Raw genomic sequence first — 18,729 nt, forward strand, 5'->3', positions numbered from 1 at the left:
AGCACGTCGCTCAGAAGCGACTTTTTTAATATATCATGCAGGGGATATTAAGTCAACACTTTTTTAAAATAAATCCGTCATCAACGAAAGTTTTTTATTTCTTTTGAAACGACGGATTATAATATAACAAGTATTTTTAAAAAGGTCAACAGTTTTTTATAAAACTTTTTCTGCCACCTTGTAATATCTATGGAAAATTCCTTGGCCTTTTGTTTCCTTATTAACAACTTTAATTAAATTCTTCTCGATAAGATACTCTAAAAGAACTCCTAGATCTACCGAATAGGAAGAAAGTTCTTTATGATCCATAATATCATTGAACGACCAAAATGATTTTTCTCTTAGAATATCCAACAGATGGGAAGTTCCCAGATTCGTCTTGGAGTAAATTAAAAAATCACTTGCTAAAAACAGCAATTCCAAACGCTTTTCAAGTGTTTCTTCACTATTTACAAGCTCCTCGTAAAGTTTAAAAATCTCCGGATCAATTTGCTTGACCTGGTTCCAGACAGTTACTTCCGGGTGAAATCCTTTTTCTATCACAGCAAGTCGGGCAAGATGATGAAGTGAATGTACAACGTGATTATAGGCATCTAAATAGTGTTGATTTTTAAAAAACGACTTGCCATCCATGTATCTTCTAATTAATTTGGCAAATTCTATTCCCATTTTCATTTTCCGGCCATTGAAAGGAAATTCTCTGAGCTCATTTTTTAAACTTTGAATGTATTCATTTCGGTCAAAAAGAACTTTTCCGTCATAAATCCATTCAACTACTTTTCGGTTTGATCCGAATAACAGCCACTCATTTAATTGTTTTTGAGTTACAATATGCATAGCCGCTTTTTTCTCTTCAAACGTGTAATGTTTTATAAAAACGGGCATCTCAGCATTTTTTACAATTATTAGTAAAACCTTGTCGAATGTATCGGTTGTCGGAATTGCCTTTTGTTTTTTTTCAATCAATAGCACACCGAGTGTATCCTGATGACTGGCACGTTCCTGGTAGATAGGCCGAAGGACGTCTTCCATAATCATTCCTCCATAATATTATTAGCAAATATATTCGACATCTCAAAAAATATCTCCTTCTTTATCAAAGGACAATTTTCGACACTTTCAAACAATAACATTTATTCTTACAGAATTAATATGGTATAGTTAATTTTTAGGAGGGAAGAGTGATGGCTAAGTATACAAGTAAAATAAATAAAATTCGAAGTTTTGCATTAAGCTTAATTTTTATCGGCTTTGTCGTTATGTACGGCGGGATTTACTTCAGAAATCATCCCCTGATCATGACGATTTTTATGATTCTCGGCTTGTTCTTTATTATTGCCAGTACAATCGTTTATTTCTGGATCGGCATGTTGTCAACAAAAGCCATTCAAGTCGTTTGTCCTAATTGCAATAAACCAACAAAAATGCTGGGCAGAGTGGATATGTGCATGTACTGCCGCGAACCTTTAACCCTTGATCCTGAGCTTGAGGGGAAAGAATTTGATGAAAAGTACAATAGAAAGAAATGAAAATTGGCCTTTTCCTTATTCGAGAGGCCATTTTCAAACTCTTATAAATATAAAAAACCGAATAGCAAATGCTACCGGCTTCAATTACGAATTAATGAGCTTCTTGACTTGAACATTCAGGACAAGTTCCGTAGATTTCCATACGATGGTGACTAACTTTAAATCCAGTTACATGGGAAGCGAGCTGTTCAACCTCATTAAGGCCAGGGTAATGAAAATCGACAATTTTTCCGCAACTTTCACAAATTACATGATAATGATGAGTTGTGACAAAATCAAATCTGCTTGATGCATCTCCATAAGTTAACTCTTTAACGAGGCCAACTTCACGAAATACTCTTAAATTATTGTAAACTGTTGCCACACTCATATTTGGGAACTTCCCTTCTAAAGCCTTATATATTTCGTCAGCTGTCGGGTGTGACATTGAGTTTATTAAATATTCAAGTATCGCATGACGTTGTGGAGTGATGCGAACTCCCGTTTCTTTTAAGGTTTCCAGCGCTTCTTTTAGATGCTTGTGTTCCATCGCCATGCACCTCTTTTCTAACAAAAATTCTTACTTTATAATCTTTATAATTAGTGTACTAATAATTAACTGCTTTTGTCAACATTCCGAAGCTGGATAAATGGATTTTCATTTATTCTTGATAAAGAATCTGTTCTTGAATTTCCAAATGATTTTTTCATTGCAGTCCGCTACAAAAAAAGCGGACCCATAAGGATCCGCAAAAAAACTTATCTGAGGAGGTATGCCCTAATACAATAATATTCAAAACTTATTATCATGAATGGACAAAAGCCTCGTTATAAAAAAATAGGCTCTATCTTCATAATGATAATTTTTCACGGAGATATTGCAATGCCTCTTCAACATGTCCCTTCACTTTAACATTTCGCCATTCCTTGATTATTTTACCGTCCTTATCAATGACAAATGTTGACCTTTCAATACCCATGTATTCTTTGCCGAAATTTTTCTTTAACTTCCAAACACCAAATGCTTCTGCAAGTTTATGTTCTTCATCGGCTAATAAAAGAAAAGGAAGCCCGTGTTTTTCAATAAACTTTTCATGCTTGTTGATAGGGTCAGGGCTTACCCCTAAAATTACCGTATTGACATCGGAGAATTCCTGATACGCATCCCTGAAATCACAAGCTTCTGTTGTACAGCCGGGGGTCATATCTTTCGGATAAAAATAAAGAACGACATTTTTACCGCGAAAATCTGACAGTTTTACTGTTTTCCCGTTGCTTGCAGGGAGTTCAATATCCGGAGCAAGCTCTCCTATTAAAACTGGCAAAACGATCCCTCCAATTCTCAATAATTAGTTCTTATTCTTAAGCCTATCCAATATATCTGTAAAAAACAACTATTCTAAATGAAGTTTCACTTTATTTTTCTACATCCAGGACCGCTTTAGCTACAAAAGCTGCCGGAATTGTATATCCTACCAATGCCTCAAGAACAACCACTATTCTCCCGATCCCAATTGGTACGATATCTCCATACCCAACCGAAAAAAGTGTAATCGTACTGAAATATATTGATGTTACCAATTTTTTGAAGAAGCTGCCTTGCAAGATTCTGCCGTTTTCCAATATGACAGCATTTCCGTTGAACTCTAACAATATAAATATTAATCCAAATCCGATCATGATCGTAGCATATAGGACTGCCAAAAATAAAAAGTTTTCCAATGAAACAAGCTTGCCTTTTATTGTATTTGGTAAAAATAAAGTACGCAGACTCATTGCGATACAGAAAATAACACTTGATAACAAAATATAAAACGCCATTTTATTCCCTCGCTTCTGCATTACTTATTTCATCTATACGCGAATGGAGAATTGGATATGCAAGCTTGTTTCATTATAGTAATACGGAGCTGCCGGTTATCCCCGACAGCTGCTTGCAGGCCTGGCGATAAAACGGTTCTTTGCTACTTAGCATGACCGAAGCGACCTCGGGAGGATAGGAGGCGGAACTGGACAATTAGAAAAAGGGGCTGACCCTTTCATTTTGAGTCAACCCCTTAATTCCCTGCACCCCTGTATCTTTTTACGCCCGCATTCCATAACAGCACTGATAAACTGAAGAAAACTGCCCCGATGAGAGGAGTCAAAAAGGAATAAGCATACCATTCCGTTTTCTTAAGAAAATAAGCAGCCGGATAAACACCGACAAAAGCAAACGGGAAGATCCATGTTAAAATAAAACGGATTGCGCGATTGTATATATCAACTGGATACCTGCCGTAATTTCCGATATTGTACATCATCGGCATAATCGATGTGTTAGCATCAGCGAAAAAACTTATACATGCAATCATGATAAACGTCCCTGCATAAACAAACACTCCGCCGACAACAAACAGAACAAATAAAAGCGGATCATACCAGCTGATTTGCAAATCCAGCCTTACTCCAGCATAAAACATAACGATAAGCCCGGTTACCGCTCCAAATAAAGATTCAAGTTCAATTCTTTCCAAAATGATCTGAAATAAGCTATGAACGGGGCGTGTTAAAACTCTGTCAAATTCCCCCTTCACAATGTATCTCTCATTAAAATCCCATATATTGAAGAACGCTGAAAAAATAGCATAAGGCACTAGAAAAAAACCATAAATAAAGATAATTTCATCTCTGCTCCATCCGTTCAAAAAATCAGTATGCCCAAAAACCACTAAAATAAAAATAAGATTCACAGCTTGGAGCAATAAATCGGAGATCAACTCAACAAATACATCCACACGGTATTCCAGCCTTGTCTTCATATACTGGGCAACATATTGAAAAAATATCGATACGTAAAACATCTGTCACCCTCCCTGAATGATGAGTTGTTTTTTCGCAGCAATCCAGAGAATCTGAATTGGAATAATAAGGGCAAGTACCCAAACACCTTGAAAAATTAATGCATTGATTGTTTCACTTCTTGAAAAACCTTCAGTGAAAATCATGCTCGGTATATAACTTATTCCTTGAAACGGAAGAAACTTCATGATATCTTGCGCCCATGCCGGAAAAAAGCTGATCGGCAAAATCAGTCCGGAAAATAAATCTATAACAACCCGTTTTGCCCGAATTAGTCCTGCATTATTGTATAAGAAAAAGGTAGTAATTCCCGTTAATAAATTGATTTGTGTGTTAATGAAAAAACTTAATATAATTGAGACTGCGAATAAGAACCATATTGACAGGTCAGCAGAAAATTTAAGCGAAAAAATAACAGATACGATTACCATCCCCGGTATTGAAAAAAAGAACAGACGAAAAATCCCTTCTCCCAATCCCTGCATCGTTTTCATGCCGAGGTAATGGTAAGGGCGAATCAATTCAATTGCTACTTTCCCTTCTTTAATTTCCATCGCCATTTCGCGGTCAATATTATTAAAATAAAAAGCTCTTGCCATCCAGGCAATTGCGACATAAGTTGTCATCTGAGCAGCCGACAGACCTTCTATATTGCTTTTTCCGCTATATATTGAATTCCAAATAAAAAAATATACTCCTATATTAATAGTATAGATCAGAATTCCCGTATAATAATTCGTTCGATAGGCCAGCATCATTAAAAATCGAATACGTATCATTTCCAAATATTTTTCCATTGACCTTCTCCTCACAAAATGCCTCTTTCATAAATATTACGAATTATTTCTTCCGTCGATACTTCATTTACTTTAATATCTTTAATCTTATAGGAAGAAACAACAATAGAAATTAGTTGCGAAACTTTGTCATCGTTGTCTTCTATATGTGCAATAAAGATTCGATCTTTCTCATCTTTACTCCACTTAGCACCCAAGCCGGAAGTCAGCCTTTCTAAATCGAGAAGTTGTGCTTCTTCAATAAATTGGAACTGAATTTCCTTTCCCTCTCCCCACTGATCTTTAAGATTTCTTAACGAGCCGTCATAAATGATTCGGCCTTCATCCAGCATAATAACCCGCTCACACAAGGCTTCTATATCAGAAAGGTCATGGGTTGTGAGCAATATCGTAGTATTGTATTTTTTATTTATCTCCTTTAAAAATTCGCGAATCTTTAATTTAACAAGAACATCCAGACCGATTGTCGGTTCATCCAAAAATAATAGCGGGGGATTATGGATCAAGGCAGCGGCCAATTCGCAGCGCATTCTTTGCCCCAGGGACAGCTTGCGAACAGGCTTGTCCAATAACGGTTCGATATCCAACGATTTTATGACATGATCCATATGTTCGTTATATTGTGCATCTGAAACTTTATAAACTTTTTTTAAAAGCCGGAACGATTCCTGAACAGCGATATCCCACCATAATTGTGATCGCTGACCAAATACAACTCCAATTGTTTGGACAAATTTTTCCCTCTCTTTATGCGGATCCATTCCGTTGACAGAAACCATTCCAGAAGTCGGGGTTAATATCCCTGTAAGCATTTTAATTGTCGTCGATTTGCCGGCCCCGTTTTCCCCGATGTAGCCAACCATTTCTCCTTGTTTCACTCGAAAACTGATATTATTTACAGCTGGAACGATTTTATAATTTCTTGTAAAGAGGTCACGAAAAGCACCCTTCAGTCCACTCCGGCTTGAGTAAGCTTTAAATTCTTTGCGTAAATTGCGAACTACAATCACATCATCCATTGTATTTCCTCCTGCCTTTAAAATTCCTAAGAAAAAAGTTTACTCTATCGAGCCAATGAAGACAAATTCCATGCATCATCCCGTAAAGTGAATAAATCATTCATATATGAAAAACATGATAAAATGGAGTTGCAGCAATATTTGAGGAGGCATAGTATGCAATTTATTAAATCTCAACAATTACATAAAGAAGCATTAGAACATATAGTTGGAGGTGTTAACAGTCCCTCGCGTTCATTTAAAGCTGTCGGCGGCGGTGCACCTGTTGTCATGGAGCGGGCAAAAGGAGCTTATTTTTGGGACGTCGACGGAAACAAATACATTGATTACTTGGCCGCATATGGTCCGATTATTGCCGGGCATGCCCATCCACACATTTCGGTAGCAATAAAAAAGGCAGCTGAAACGGGTGTTCTTTACGGCACGCCTACACCTCATGAAGTGAAATTCGCAAAAATGCTGAAAGAAGCGATGCCCGGGCTGGAAAAAGTCCGCTTTGTCAATTCAGGAACGGAAGCGGTTATGACAACCATTCGTGTGGCAAGAGCCTATACCGGAAGAGATAAAATTATTAAATTTGCCGGGTGTTATCACGGCCACTCTGACCTTGTGCTTGTTGCGGCAGGCTCAGGGCCTTCAACATTAGGCACTCCCGACTCTGCAGGGGTTCCAAAAAGCATTGCCCAGGAAGTAATTACCGTACCTTTTAATGACATTGAACCGTTTAAACAAGCGCTGGAAAAATGGGGAGATCAGGTTGCTGCAGTATTAGTGGAGCCGATTGTCGGCAACTTTGGAATTGTTGAACCAAAACCGGGTTTTCTTGAAACAGTGAATGAACTGACACATAGGGCAGGTGCACTAGTTATTTACGATGAAGTTATAACAGCTTTCCGCTTCATGTATGGAGGCGCACAAGATATGCTAGGTATTAAACCTGATTTAACTGCACTCGGAAAAATTATCGGCGGAGGGCTGCCAATCGGAGCATATGGCGGAAAAAAAGAAATCATGGAAAAAGTTGCTCCACTTGGCCCTGCCTATCAGGCCGGAACAATGGCCGGCAACCCGGCATCTATTTTATCAGGTATCGCTTGTCTTGAAGTTTTGCAACAGGAAGGAGTTTATGAACACTTAGACCGGCTTGGAGCAATGCTTGAAGAAGGCATATTATCTGCAGCAAAAGAACATGGAATTCCGATCACAATAAATCGTCTTAAAGGCGCATTAACGGTTTATTTTACAAATGAAAAGGTTGAAAACTATGAACAAGCCGAAAACACTGATGGTGAAACGTTCGCAAAGTTCTTCAAGTTAATGCTTAAACAAGGCATAAACCTTGCTCCTTCAAAATATGAGGCATGGTTTATTACACTCGCTCACAATGAAGAAGATATTAAAACGACAATTCATGCAGTTCAAAATGCTTTTTATTCATTAGCAAACAATTAAATATTCATTTTTTATACATTACAGGGGGACAAATAGTCCTCCATCATTTTTATTTTTATTAATGGAATCGATTTCATTTTTGTGTTTACAGGACTTCTTTCCAATTGTACAAACAATTTTACTATCCAAATCTATGCATAATTATGTTGATTTCCATATATTATCATGATAATATAAATTAAAGTACAATTTTGAAAATTCGTTTCTTTAGTGTATTTTGTCCCCACCATTTTTTCTACAACTTCCAGCTCTGATTTGAATCTCCTCATTTGATGATTTTTAATAATTCTTACTTAGGAGGTGTACCGGCTTTAGGGAGTTATCCTCCGCAAACGAAGCCGACAATCAATGACACAGCAATGGAGTCCTTCTGTTTTTAAAGATTTTCATCGCCAAGAACATGATGCCTGCGGTATTGTAGCTTGCATGGAAAAAAAGAGAATTCCGACAAGAGAAAATATTTACAATTGTATTAATGCTCTCCTTACAATGAATCACCGCGCAGGGTTTATTAACGGCGAGGGCGATGGGGTAGGAATTCACATTGACATCCCTCGAAAGCTATGGAAGGAAAAATTGCAATTTGCAGGAGCGGACCCTGAACAAGCTGAAAAAGACAATTTTGTCGTCGGACATGTATTTATTAATAGAAATACAGATACAACCTCCATTAAAAAAGTACTTTCTTCTAAGCTAGAAGCCTTAAATTTTAAAATTCTATATCAAACGGATGAAGTAACGGACTCCTCTGCCCTTGGTCCAATTGCGATTCAGGAAAACCCGGTGTTTTGGCAGTTCGCCTGTTCATCTGACCTTGCCGGCCAGGAATTGTCGAAAACATTGTTTGAGCTGATTGTTGATTTTGAATTAGATGAGAATGTCCACGTAGCTTCTCTAAGCCAATATCATGCTGTTTACAAAGTAATGGGAGCAGGCGACATCCTTCCTAAATACTATAAAGATCTGGCGAGCCCCCTTGTTGCTTCAACGATGACTTTAGGGCACAACCGATATTCTACAAATACATTATCGAGCTTTTTCCGTGTCCAGCCCTTTAGTATACTTGGTCATAACGGAGAAATAAACACCATTGCAAAGCTTCGTGATGAAGCAAGAATGATCGGAGTTCCGCTTGTGAAAGACGGAAGTGACTCACAAGATTTAAGCCGGACAATTGAAACATTCATTTGCCGTGACGGCTGCTCTCTTTTTGAAGCGATGGACATCTTGTTCCCTCCGATTATCAATGAAATTAAGGCGTACCCGGAGCATCTTCAAGATTTATACACATATATCCGGGAAGCATGGGGCCATTTTGCCCAAGGACCTGCGGGTATTATTTCCCGTTTTGGAGATGAAGCTGTTTTCAGCGTAGATGCATTAGGCCTCCGTCCATTATGGATGATCGAAACAGAATCTTCTTACCTGTTTTCATCAGAGCCGGGGATTATTCCTTCAAGTGAATATGTGAATGACCCTAAACCGCTCGCTCCCGGAGAAAAAGTAGGGCTAAAATGGAACGGCGGCAGTTTGCAAGTTTTTGAGCAGGTACAATACCAAGAAGAAGTGTATCGCAGTTTTTCCGAAAAAGTAAATCTGGATAATGTACGCAAGAGATTGGTTCCTCCAACTCTTGAAAAAACAATTATCATGAATTATCCGGATAAAATTCATAACGGACAATATAAAGCATTCGGCTGGGAACGTGACCATGTCCAGCTAATTGAGCAAATGGCTGAAAAAGGTGTCGAGCCAATTCGCTCTCTTGGACACGATGCTCCGCTTGCTGCCCTTAATCCCGAACGGAAAAACATAGCTGATTTTATCAAAGAAAGCGTAGCAGTCGTTACGAACCCCGCCATCGACAGGGAACGGGAAATGGAACATTTTTCTACCCGGACTGTAATCGGCCGGCGGCCGGACCTTTTCAAAAAACAGGAAACATCAACCGTAATGGAACTGTCAACTCCTTTATTGATTGAAGGAAAAGCTGGCTGCGAGTGTTCGAAAGAACTTCAGCAGCCTAGCTATGATCAGGTTGTTTATTATTTTCAAAAACAACAGTTGGCGGTCTATTTATCTATGACATTTACAAAAGAAGAAACGATAGAAGAAGCGCTTTCTCGCCTATCCGAATCGGCTGTTGCGGCTGTTAAAGATGGAAAAACTTTGCTGATATTGGATGATGCAAATGCACATCTCGATAACACTTTTTGGCTTGATCCGCATCTAGTGACGTCCGCCATCGACCAAGCGCTTGTAAAAGCCGAACTAAGAAGAGAATGTTCATTGCTTCTAAGGTCAGCAGCCATCCGCTCTTTACATGACATTGTTGTAGCATTTGGCTTGGGAGCAGATTTAATCAGCCCATACTATATGTTTATGACCGTTTGGGACAAATCAATTAAACCATTAACAAATCTATATAGTGCTTTAACAAAAGGTCTTGAAAAAGTGATCTCTACGATTGGAATACATGAACTAAGGGGATATGGACGTTTATTTTCAGCAATCGGCTTAAATGAACAAATAGCGGAATACTTGAACATCGTCAATTTCTTCGGATCAAAAGAGCTCGCCTACAACTTTGAAGCAATGAAACAAGATGCGATTCAGAGGGCTCAAGACTACCACAATGACAAAGAGAGAATCGTGAAAACATTCCATCTATTCCCTAGAATCTGGAAAGCAATCGGAGAGGTGGCAGCAACAGGAGATTACAGAGTCTATCGCGAAAAAATCAGCGAGCAGGAGGAACAAAATCCGACCACCATTCGCCATTTAACCGGATTAAAGAAAGTTTCTTCACCTCTTTCACCGAATGAGGTTGATATTAGCGTCGGAGAACACAGCCTGCCGTTTGTCATTGCTTCGATGTCTTTCGGTTCGCAAAATGAAATTGCCTTCCGTGCTTATGCCGAAGGAGCAGACCGTCTGAATATGGTCAGCTTAAACGGTGAAGGCGGAGAAATCAAAGATATGTTAGGAAAATATCCAAGAACGCGCGGTCAGCAAGTTGCGTCGGGACGATTCGGGGTAAATGCCGAACTATTAAATTCATCAAACTTGCTTGAGATCAAAATCGGGCAAGGGGCAAAACCCGGAGAAGGCGGTCATCTGCCAGGTTCAAAAGTAACAGCAAAAATTGCGGAAGCAAGGAACGCAACAATTGGCTCTGATTTAATCTCGCCTTCCAATAACCATGATATTTATTCAATTGAAGATCTCGCACAGATGATACAAGAACTGAAAACGGCAAACGATAAAGCAAAGGTAGCCGTTAAAGTTCCGATCGTTCCTAATATCGGAACAATCGCAGTCGGAATCGCCAAAGCCGGTGCAGATATCATTACTCTGAGCGGTTTTGACGGCGGTACCGGTGCAGCCAGAATCCACGCCCTTGAACATGTCGGCCTTCCTGTTGAAATCGGGGTAAAAGCAGCTCATAATGCACTGCTTGAAGCCGGTTTGCGCGATAAAGTGGAATTATGGGCAGATGGCGGAATAAAAAGTGCACTCGATGTCTTAAAAGTTATGCTGCTCGGCGCAAACCGGATTGGTTTTGGTACACTTTCCATGCTTGCCATCGGCTGTACTACATGTCGCGGCTGCCATTTAGATACTTGCCATGTCGGTATCGCAACACAGATTGAATCAGAAGCCCAGGCAAAAGAACACGGCCTTCGCCGCTTTGTTCCGCGCCAGTTTGATACAGCTGTTCAAGGAATTGTAAATTTATTTACGGCCTTCGGTAATGAGCTGAAAGCTCTCACTGCTTCAATCGGAATTAAAAAATTGCAAGATGCAGTCGGAAGATCAGATCTGCTTGAACAAATAAGAGGAAAAGACCAATTAGATTTAGAATATTTGTTAAAAACACTTGAAATCGGACAGATTGCACAATATGAAGCAGCTGCTTCTCTCGAAACAAGGCAGCTTCAAATTGCAGCAGGTGCAGAATACCTTGATGCAGTGGAAGAAAAACTGCAACAGTCCCGCGAGTTCATAAGCATTACTTCGGAACAGCGGGTACTTGGCAGCCGCGTCTCCTGTCATCGGGTACGAGGGCGCCTCGATGGGTCATACCGGAGCCTCCCTCCTGTCAAACTGAAATACCGAAGCTCCATTTTAGGAAATGGGCTTGGTGCCTACAACAGTGAAGGCATTCACATTGAAGTTGACGGAGGCGGACAAGATGGCGTCGGTAAAACGTCCTTCGGCGGAAGTATTCTTATCTTTAAATCGAAAGGAAAAGACGGCCGTTATTACAACGGTTCTGTCGGAAAAGGTTTTGGCTACGGCGCACAAAAAGGTTTGCTTGTGGCACAAGGAAATGCGGATGCCCGCGCCGGAATCCGACTTTCCGGTGCAGATATGATTATCGGCGGACAGTTAAAACAGCCGATTCCAGAAAAAGAGATGGGAAATATCGCTTCGAAAGCAAATATTAAAGGCTTTGCATTTGAATACATGACAAACGGCAGAGGGCTCGTTCTGGGAGATCCGGGGCCATGGATTTGCGCAGGTATGACAGGCGGTGCCGTTTATTTGCGCCATCAGCCTGAAATGGGCTTAACAAAAGAAGCCATTCAAAGACGGATTGCAAAAGGAGCGAAAGTTTCCGCTTCTCCTCTTTCCGATAAAGGAAAACAGGATGTAACAGAGCTGCTTGGTAAATATGTTCAATTGCTTGAACAGGAAGGGCAAGAATCTGAAGCTAGAAAGCTTGCTCTTCTTTTAGAAAATCCGGAAGAACACTTTGTACAAATCGTTCCGGTTAAAGAACAAGCAGATCCATCTGTTTCAACAGAATAATTAGAATATGATAGAATATGTAATGGGACTGAATTCGAGGAGCTTTTTTCCTCAAAATTCGGTCCCTTTCGCAATGATTAGCCAGAAAAAGGTCCTCTTCTATTAATTGCCGAACTGCTGTACTTGAAATAGTTTATAGTAACCGCCCTTTTTCTTCATTAGTTCTTCATGAGTTCCTTGTTCGGTTATTTCCCCATTTTCAATTAAAACAATTCTGTCAGCATGTGTAATGGTCGAGAGCCGATGTGCGACAATAAATGTGGTTCGGTCCTTTGCTAATTTTTCTAAAGCCTCCTGGATTAAGTGCTCACTTTCCAAATCCAGGGCAGAGGTTGCTTCATCCAAAATCAGTATTGGCGGATTTTTAAGGAAAACTCTTGCGATCGCGATTCTTTGTTTTTGCCCTCCGGACAATTTGAAACCTCTTTCTCCCACTCTTGTGTCATAACCATCAGGTAAATTCATAATAAATTCATGAGCATTTGCAAGCTTAGCAGCTTCAATGATCTCTTCGTCAGAGGCATCTGGCTTGCCAAGCAGGATGTTCAATTTAACGGACTCACTAAACAAAATATTGTCCTGAAGAACCATCCCTATCTTATCTCTGAGGCTCCTTACCTTAAAGGTTCGTATATCCTTCCCGTCCAATAATATTCTGCCTTTTGTCACATCATAAAATCTTGGAATTAAGCTTACTAAAGATGATTTTCCTCCTCCGCTCATACCGACAAAGGCAATTGTTTCTCCCTTTTTCACTTCAAGATTTATGTTTTTCAAAACATGTTCTTCTTGTGAAGAATAAGAAAAGCTAATACTTTCAAAAGTAATATCCCCATAAACATGATTGCATTCGATTGCATTTGGAGAATCTTCTATATCATATTTTTCATCAATGAATTCAAAAACCCTGTCCATTGAAGCAATTGATTGGGTAATAGATGTCGAAGAATTAACAAGCCTCCTTAAAGGATTATAAAGCCTGTCAATATAGGCAATAAACGCAACCATTGTTCCTAATGATAAATTTTCCTGGATCACCTGAAAACCTGAATAGCTAATTACAATCAAAGGTGCAATATCGGTTATCGTATTAACAACGGCATAAGCTTTTGCATTCCAGCGCGTATGGTCTAAAGCTTTTGCTAAAAAGTTTCTGTTATGTTTATCAAATTGAGTTTGTTCAAAATTTTCAATCGCAAAGCTTTTGATAACCGACATGCCTTGAACACGCTCATGCAAATAACTTTGGACTTCTGCGAGAGCTTGCGAGCGAACCCTTGTAAGCTTGCGCAAATTTCCAAAAAAATAATTTACTGATAAAGCATAAAACGGTAATAATATTAATGACACAATCGTTAAAGAAACATCCATCGTAAACATAATTGCAATTGCAATGATAATGGTAGCCATATCAAGCCATAAATTCATTAAACCGGTAATGACAAAAGTCTTTGTTTGCTCAACATCGTTAATAACCCTGGAAATTACTTCTCCTGCCCTTGTATTTGCATAATATTTAAAGCTTAATTTTTGAAGATGCGTAAAAAGACGGTCCCGAATATCGTATAAAATTTTGCTTGCAGTCCACTGAGCAAAATATTGGCGGTAATATTCGATCGGAGGGCGAAGAACGACAAACACGACGAGTATCAAACCCATAATCCAATACAATTTATAAAGCTTATCCCCTTGTGTAAGAACATCATTTGAAACAATATCATCAACGACATATTTAATACATAACGGAATTAACAAGGGAATGGCAAATTTGATCACTCCAATAATGATCGTTCCAATAATTTGCAAACGATACGGTTTTACAAAGTGTAAATACCTTCGAATACTGTCCAAGCCTTCTCCCCCTCCGGCACAGTAAATCTCTTTTCTTCATACACATAAAAAACCTGTTGAATCGGCATCAACAGGCAGCGATTTAGGACTCATCCAAATTAGCGTCTGTATGTCAAATAGCGTTCATACCAAATATCAATAAAATCTGGTGAAAATGGACCCTTTCGCTGGCGGATCCACCGGATCAGTTTGGCAACATTTCTTTTCAAAATTTGGTCGATCACTTCCGGGTATTTCATTTCTTTTCTGTGACGCTCATACTCATCTTCGTCCAATATATGAAATGTCATATCGGGAAATACCTTAATATCCAAATCATAATCAATATATTTTAACGCTTCATTATCATATATGAAAGGTGAACTTAAGTTACAGTAATAATAAACTCCATCTTCCCGGATCATTCCAATAATATTAAACCAGCACTGTGAATGGAAATAACAAATGGCAGGCTCCCTAGTAATCCAAGTCCTTCCATCTGCTTCTGTAACCATTGAACGGTCATTTCCGCCAATAACAATATTTTGCGTCCCTTTTAAAACAGTTGTTTCTTCCCAGACGCGATGGATGTGCCCATTGTGCTTATAACTTTGAATTTGGATTGATTCACCTTCGTTGGGTACGCCCATTTTTATCTCCCCTACTTTCATCCCGGACGCTTTTGCAAACTATACAAGTAGATACGTCCAGTCACCTGAACGTGTAAATCTGGCAGATGGAAAAAATTCCGATTGGTCTTCGAATGTTTCTAAATTTGAGGCTCTTGTATACAAGGAAAACAATCGAAAAAAACAACAAAGAACGATTCCTATTCTATATTATTATAACGGTTAAATAAAGAATTTAAAACAAAAGAGCCATTTTTCAATGACCCTTCAAAAATATCTTTTGATATTTGACAAAGGATAGTCTTGAGACATTGAAAACAAAAACTTACATTAACATGTAATTTTTGAAGCTTGATATGACCGAATAACCTCTTCTGTCTGCAGTTCAAATATTCTGTGTATTTCCTTCAGTTCCTTTTTCATTCTTGCTATTTCCATTTGAATGCTTTCAAGTTCGGCTTCTTCCTGCATGATCATTAATTCCTGTTCAATTTCTTGGCAGCGCTCAAGTTCTCTCTGTAAATACAATAACTTCTCCATTGTTTTCATCTGTTCATTTACTAAACGGTTAAACATCTGCATATCAATCACCGTCCCATTATTTTGTTCAATTTATTTATTCGTGGATAGCTCATAAACTCCTTTATCTAGTTATGTTGATGGAGAGGAAGTTTTGTCGAATCGTTTATTAACCTTCACAAAAGATATTTTTTTGGAAAAAATAACGGAAATTTTGAAAAAAGAAGAGTAAATTCAGAAAAATTAAAAAAAAACTTCTTTTATAAAGGAAGAAAAATTTTGAAAAAAATCATAAAAAAGAGGCTGACTCGAGCCAGGCACCTTAATTACTAATATAGAAACATGATCATTGTTTCTATATTAGTAATTGCAGACGGGCACCGGGCACTTATTGGTCAGCCTCCAATACTTTTGTTATTTTGTTATTAACTGCTTTGTCCGGATTGGCCGGAATTTTGTGCCTTTTTCGCTTCAGCTTGTTGGTTTTGTTGTCTTACTTGTTGAGCATTAGTTTCGCTTGCAAACTCAGTGCCGAATTGTCCTTGGCCAGCTGTTTGGCTTTGACCAGACTGAGCGTTTTGTTGTCTTACTTCTTGAATGTTAGTACCAGCTTTCGTTTTGTTTGGCTGTTGATTGTTTGCCATTGTAATCACCTCCACGAACATTAATCTATCCATTCGTGGCGGAAATTATTCGACATTTTCATACAGAAATAAACCAGTTAAAATTAAACTAACAGGGAGATTCCTCCATCTACAATGATCGTTTGGCCCCTGATCATGCTAGCTTCATCTGAAATTAAAAACATGATTGTATTCACAATGTCTTCAATTTCGACCATTCTGCCAGCAGGCGTTTTTGCTTTTGCTTCCCTAAGAAGTTCTTCCCGATTTGGAAAATGTTTTAAAGCATCCGTATTAATCGCTCCTCCGGATACTGCATTGACAACAATATTTTTTGGTGCTAATTCAATCGCCAAGTATCTTGTTAAGGCTTCTAAAGCCGCTTTTGAAACACCGACAGTTGTATAATTTTCCAAATAGCGAATGGATCCTAACGAACTGATGCTAACGATTTTGCCGCCCCCGCTTTTTTCCATTAATTTGGCCGATTCCTTGGCACAGAACAATAAAGCCTTGCTGTTGATATTCATTGTCCAATCCCAATGAGACTCTTCAATCTCCAGCGCCGGACGGAGCACTCCGGAAGCTGCATTATTGATAAAAACATCGAGTCTGCCAAATTCGTTGTTAATTTGTTCAAACATATTTTTAATTTTCTCAACGTCACCAACATTTGCTTTTACAACGAGCGCTTTCCTGCCTAATTGCTCGATTTCGCCTGCCGTTTCAAGTGCTGCTGTTTTGCTTCTTGCATAGTTTATAACAATATCATACCCTTCTTTTGCTAACCGCAGTGCAGTTGCTTTGCCGATTCCGCGGCTGCTTCCTGTTACTAAGGCCACTTTTTGACTCATATCAAAAATCCTTTCTTTTCACAAGTTTTGTTTATATTTTAACTTTTCCATGTATAGAAAACAATGTTCGAAAAAAACTAGTTTTAGATCATAAAAATATGGTGAAAGGGTGTTTGCCATGTATATTGGCCGTAATATGACCGAGCTTTCAATGATGCCGAAAACGGAATGGAAAAACAGTGAACTGGCCTTCTTTCATCATTCGCTTCAGCAGATCATGCCTTATTTAAATGCAGAAGGACAGACAATCCATCATGAAATTGTAGAAGAAATTGAACGGCGCGGTGGACTTGAACGTACAGAAGCAGATTATTCTCATGGAACGAAAACCTCTTTCGATTGATCGTTCATCAAAGGGAAAACGCTTAAGCTAAAGCGTTTTCCCTTTTGATTCTAAAAATTGCATAAACATTTTTTGATGAGAGACAGGAAATGCAAATTCCTTGAGATGATCAGGCGAGACGAGTCTTAAATCGTTATTTTGTTTTAGATTATTTAATATAGTGCCTTTATACACGTTAATATTCCACACTACATGTGAAAAAACATGTTCAATTTGGCCGATTGGTTCTCTTATAATGGTATCTGCTCCGTATTCGCTTTTAAGAAACTGCGATAACTGCTGCTTGTCATTTTTTATTGTTAGATTGATTTCAGTATTTGGAAACTCCCAAAGATTAGCGAGCAAGCCGGAGCTTGGCCGTTTATGAATAAGAATGTTTCCATCCTGATCTGTAAGCACAGCAGCAGCAAGCTGAACATTTTTTGGCTTCTTCTTTTTCGTTTTTACCGGCAAGTTTTCTTGAACGCCTTCATGAAAGGCTTGGCAATGTTCTCTAACCGGGCAAAGCAAACATGATGGAGAAGTAGGAGTGCAAATCATCGCCCCCAGTTCCATTAGAGCTTGATTAAAGTAAGAAGGATTTTGATGCGAAATCAGCATCCTGACGGCCTCTTCGAAAATTTTTCTGGTCGCCTGTCTTGCAATATCTTCCCAAATTGTTAAAATTCTTGATAATACTCTCATTACATTTCCGTCAACTGCCGGTTCCGGTACACCGTATGCTATACTTAAAATAGCTCCGGCTGTATATGGCCCTATACCTTTAAGCGATGCAATCTCTTCTCGTGTATCAGGCACTTTTCCGCCATATACTTCCTTAACTTCTCTAACAGCTTCCTGCAAGTTTCGAACCCTTGAATAGTAGCCGAGCCCTTCCCAGACTTTTAATACTTTTTCTTCATCTGCTTCCGCAAGAGCATCAATCGTTGGGAATTGTTCTATAAAACGGTTATAATAAGGAATCACTGTTTCTACTCTCGTCTGTTGAAGCATAATTTCGGAAACCCAGACTTTATATGGATCCCGCTCGTTTCTCCATGGAAGATTCCGTTGTTCTCTTTCAAACCAGCTGATTAAGTCTTGCTGAAAGGATTTAATATCCATTTTCTCAATCGTTTCTAAATGTATTTTTGACACTTTCGTTCCTCCAAGATGTTAATCTTTACTGAAAGATGGACATATTATATTACAGTTCCTTTATTAAAGCACAACACTCTACTTTCTGCAGCCCTCCGGAAATGAATCTGTCAAGGCAGCCGAAAACAGTATGGTACTTTGATTTTCTCAGCTTTTTTAAAGCAAAATAGTGTGATTCAGTGGGAAGAAGGAAAGATTCAACTATACGATAAGGGTCTGAATCAATCTGCCGCCATTTAATTTCCGCCGCTCCAAACGAGGGCAGCAAAGCAACTATTTGATCCATTGCTTCTTTATATTGAGAAAAATAGGAATCTTTAACCTGATAATAAACAATCATTTGGAGCTGATTTTTCAATATT

At 38.8% G+C, this 18,729-nt stretch carries 18 protein-coding genes; 4 read left to right on the top strand and 14 right to left on the bottom strand.

Translation table 11 applies throughout. The annotated features are described in order from the left end of the window. Nucleotides 1–156 precede the first annotated feature (156 nt). A complete protein-coding gene (locus PB1_RS03735; RefSeq protein ID WP_003350833.1) occupies nt 157–1,032 on the bottom strand; it encodes a nucleotidyltransferase-like protein in 876 nt (291 codons plus the stop codon). Between the two features lie 149 nt (nt 1,033–1,181). On the opposite strand from PB1_RS03735, the gene PB1_RS03740 reads away from it, so the two are divergent. Further along, a complete protein-coding gene (locus PB1_RS03740; RefSeq protein WP_174269842.1) occupies nt 1,182–1,529 on the top strand; it encodes a YgzB family protein in 348 nt (115 codons plus the stop codon). Nucleotides 1,530–1,620: 91 nt separating this feature from the next. On the opposite strand, the gene perR is transcribed toward PB1_RS03740, so the two are convergent. The 6 genes from perR to PB1_RS03770 form a co-directional block, all read right to left on the bottom strand. Beyond that, nucleotides 1,621–2,058 (bottom strand): peroxide-responsive transcriptional repressor PerR, encoded by a 438-nt coding sequence (perR, locus tag PB1_RS03745; RefSeq protein ID WP_003350835.1) that lies wholly within the window; start codon nt 2,056–2,058, stop codon nt 1,621–1,623. Nucleotides 2,059–2,359: 301 nt separating this feature from the next. Further along, nucleotides 2,360–2,833, bottom strand: a complete 474-nt coding sequence (bcp, locus tag PB1_RS03750) for a thioredoxin-dependent thiol peroxidase (RefSeq protein ID WP_003350836.1) — start codon at nt 2,831–2,833, stop codon at nt 2,360–2,362. Between the two features lie 91 nt (nt 2,834–2,924). Continuing rightward, the gene (locus PB1_RS03755; protein WP_003350838.1) at nt 2,925–3,329 is read right to left on the bottom strand and encodes an ion channel; all 405 of its coding nucleotides are present in this window, start codon (nt 3,327–3,329) and stop codon (nt 2,925–2,927) included. Between the two features lie 236 nt (nt 3,330–3,565). Further along, a complete protein-coding gene (locus PB1_RS03760) occupies nt 3,566–4,351 on the bottom strand; it encodes an ABC transporter permease (protein WP_003350839.1) in 786 nt (261 codons plus the stop codon). A gap of 3 nt (nt 4,352–4,354) precedes the next feature. Beyond that, a complete protein-coding gene (locus tag PB1_RS03765; protein WP_003350840.1) occupies nt 4,355–5,146 on the bottom strand; it encodes an ABC transporter permease in 792 nt (263 codons plus the stop codon). An 11-nt stretch (nt 5,147–5,157) separates the two neighbouring features. Then, the gene (locus tag PB1_RS03770) at nt 5,158–6,165 is read right to left on the bottom strand and encodes an ABC transporter ATP-binding protein (RefSeq protein ID WP_003350841.1); all 1,008 of its coding nucleotides are present in this window, start codon (nt 6,163–6,165) and stop codon (nt 5,158–5,160) included. Between the two features lie 156 nt (nt 6,166–6,321). On the opposite strand from PB1_RS03770, the gene PB1_RS03775 reads away from it, so the two are divergent. Next, on the top strand, nt 6,322–7,617 hold the full coding sequence (locus tag PB1_RS03775; protein WP_003350842.1) for a glutamate-1-semialdehyde 2,1-aminomutase: 1,296 nt from the start codon (nt 6,322–6,324) through the stop codon (nt 7,615–7,617). A 348-nt stretch (nt 7,618–7,965) separates the two neighbouring features. Next, nucleotides 7,966–12,432, top strand: a complete 4,467-nt coding sequence (locus PB1_RS03780) for a glutamate synthase-related protein (protein ID WP_003350843.1) — start codon at nt 7,966–7,968, stop codon at nt 12,430–12,432. Nucleotides 12,433–12,534: 102 nt separating this feature from the next. Here PB1_RS03780 and PB1_RS03785 read toward each other — a convergent pair whose 3' ends face one another. The 5 genes from PB1_RS03785 to fabL form a co-directional block, all read right to left on the bottom strand. Further along, entirely contained in the window at nt 12,535–14,283 is a 1,749-nt protein-coding gene (locus PB1_RS03785) for an ABC transporter ATP-binding protein (protein WP_003350844.1), read from the bottom strand. 98 nt (nt 14,284–14,381) lie between these two features. Then, entirely contained in the window at nt 14,382–14,912 is a 531-nt protein-coding gene (gene ntdP / locus PB1_RS03790) for a nucleoside tri-diphosphate phosphatase (RefSeq protein ID WP_003350846.1), read from the bottom strand. Nucleotides 14,913–15,221: 309 nt separating this feature from the next. Beyond that, nucleotides 15,222–15,473: a YgaB family protein gene (locus PB1_RS03795; protein ID WP_003350848.1), complete on the bottom strand. Its 252-nt coding sequence runs from the start codon at nt 15,471–15,473 to the stop codon at nt 15,222–15,224. Nucleotides 15,474–15,835: 362 nt separating this feature from the next. After that, nucleotides 15,836–16,054 carry a gamma-type small acid-soluble spore protein gene (locus PB1_RS03800; RefSeq protein ID WP_003350849.1) on the bottom strand — a complete coding sequence of 73 codons (219 nt, stop codon included), beginning with the start codon at nt 16,052–16,054 and terminating at the stop codon, nt 15,836–15,838. A gap of 83 nt (nt 16,055–16,137) precedes the next feature. Then, nucleotides 16,138–16,887: an enoyl-[acyl-carrier-protein] reductase FabL gene (fabL, locus tag PB1_RS03805; RefSeq protein WP_003350850.1), complete on the bottom strand. Its 750-nt coding sequence runs from the start codon at nt 16,885–16,887 to the stop codon at nt 16,138–16,140. A gap of 118 nt (nt 16,888–17,005) precedes the next feature. Here fabL and PB1_RS03810 point away from each other — a divergent pair, with 118 nt between their 5' ends. Beyond that, complete coding sequence (locus tag PB1_RS03810) at nt 17,006–17,230, top strand: hypothetical protein (RefSeq protein WP_003350851.1); 225 nt, start codon at nt 17,006–17,008, stop codon at nt 17,228–17,230. Between the two features lie 27 nt (nt 17,231–17,257). On the opposite strand, the gene mutY is transcribed toward PB1_RS03810, so the two are convergent. Both mutY and PB1_RS03820 read right to left on the bottom strand, forming a co-directional pair. Next, nucleotides 17,258–18,367 carry an A/G-specific adenine glycosylase gene (gene mutY / locus PB1_RS03815; protein ID WP_003350852.1) on the bottom strand — a complete coding sequence of 370 codons (1,110 nt, stop codon included), beginning with the start codon at nt 18,365–18,367 and terminating at the stop codon, nt 17,258–17,260. Between the two features lie 49 nt (nt 18,368–18,416). Further along, nucleotides 18,417–18,725 (bottom strand): hypothetical protein, encoded by a 309-nt coding sequence (locus tag PB1_RS03820; protein WP_003350853.1) that lies wholly within the window; start codon nt 18,723–18,725, stop codon nt 18,417–18,419. Between the last annotated feature and the right edge of the window lie 4 nt (nt 18,726–18,729).

It is taken from the genome of Bacillus methanolicus PB1 (assembly GCF_000262755.1).
GTDB classification, from domain to species: domain Bacteria; phylum Bacillota; class Bacilli; order Bacillales; family Cytobacillaceae; genus Bacillus_Z; species Bacillus_Z methanolicus.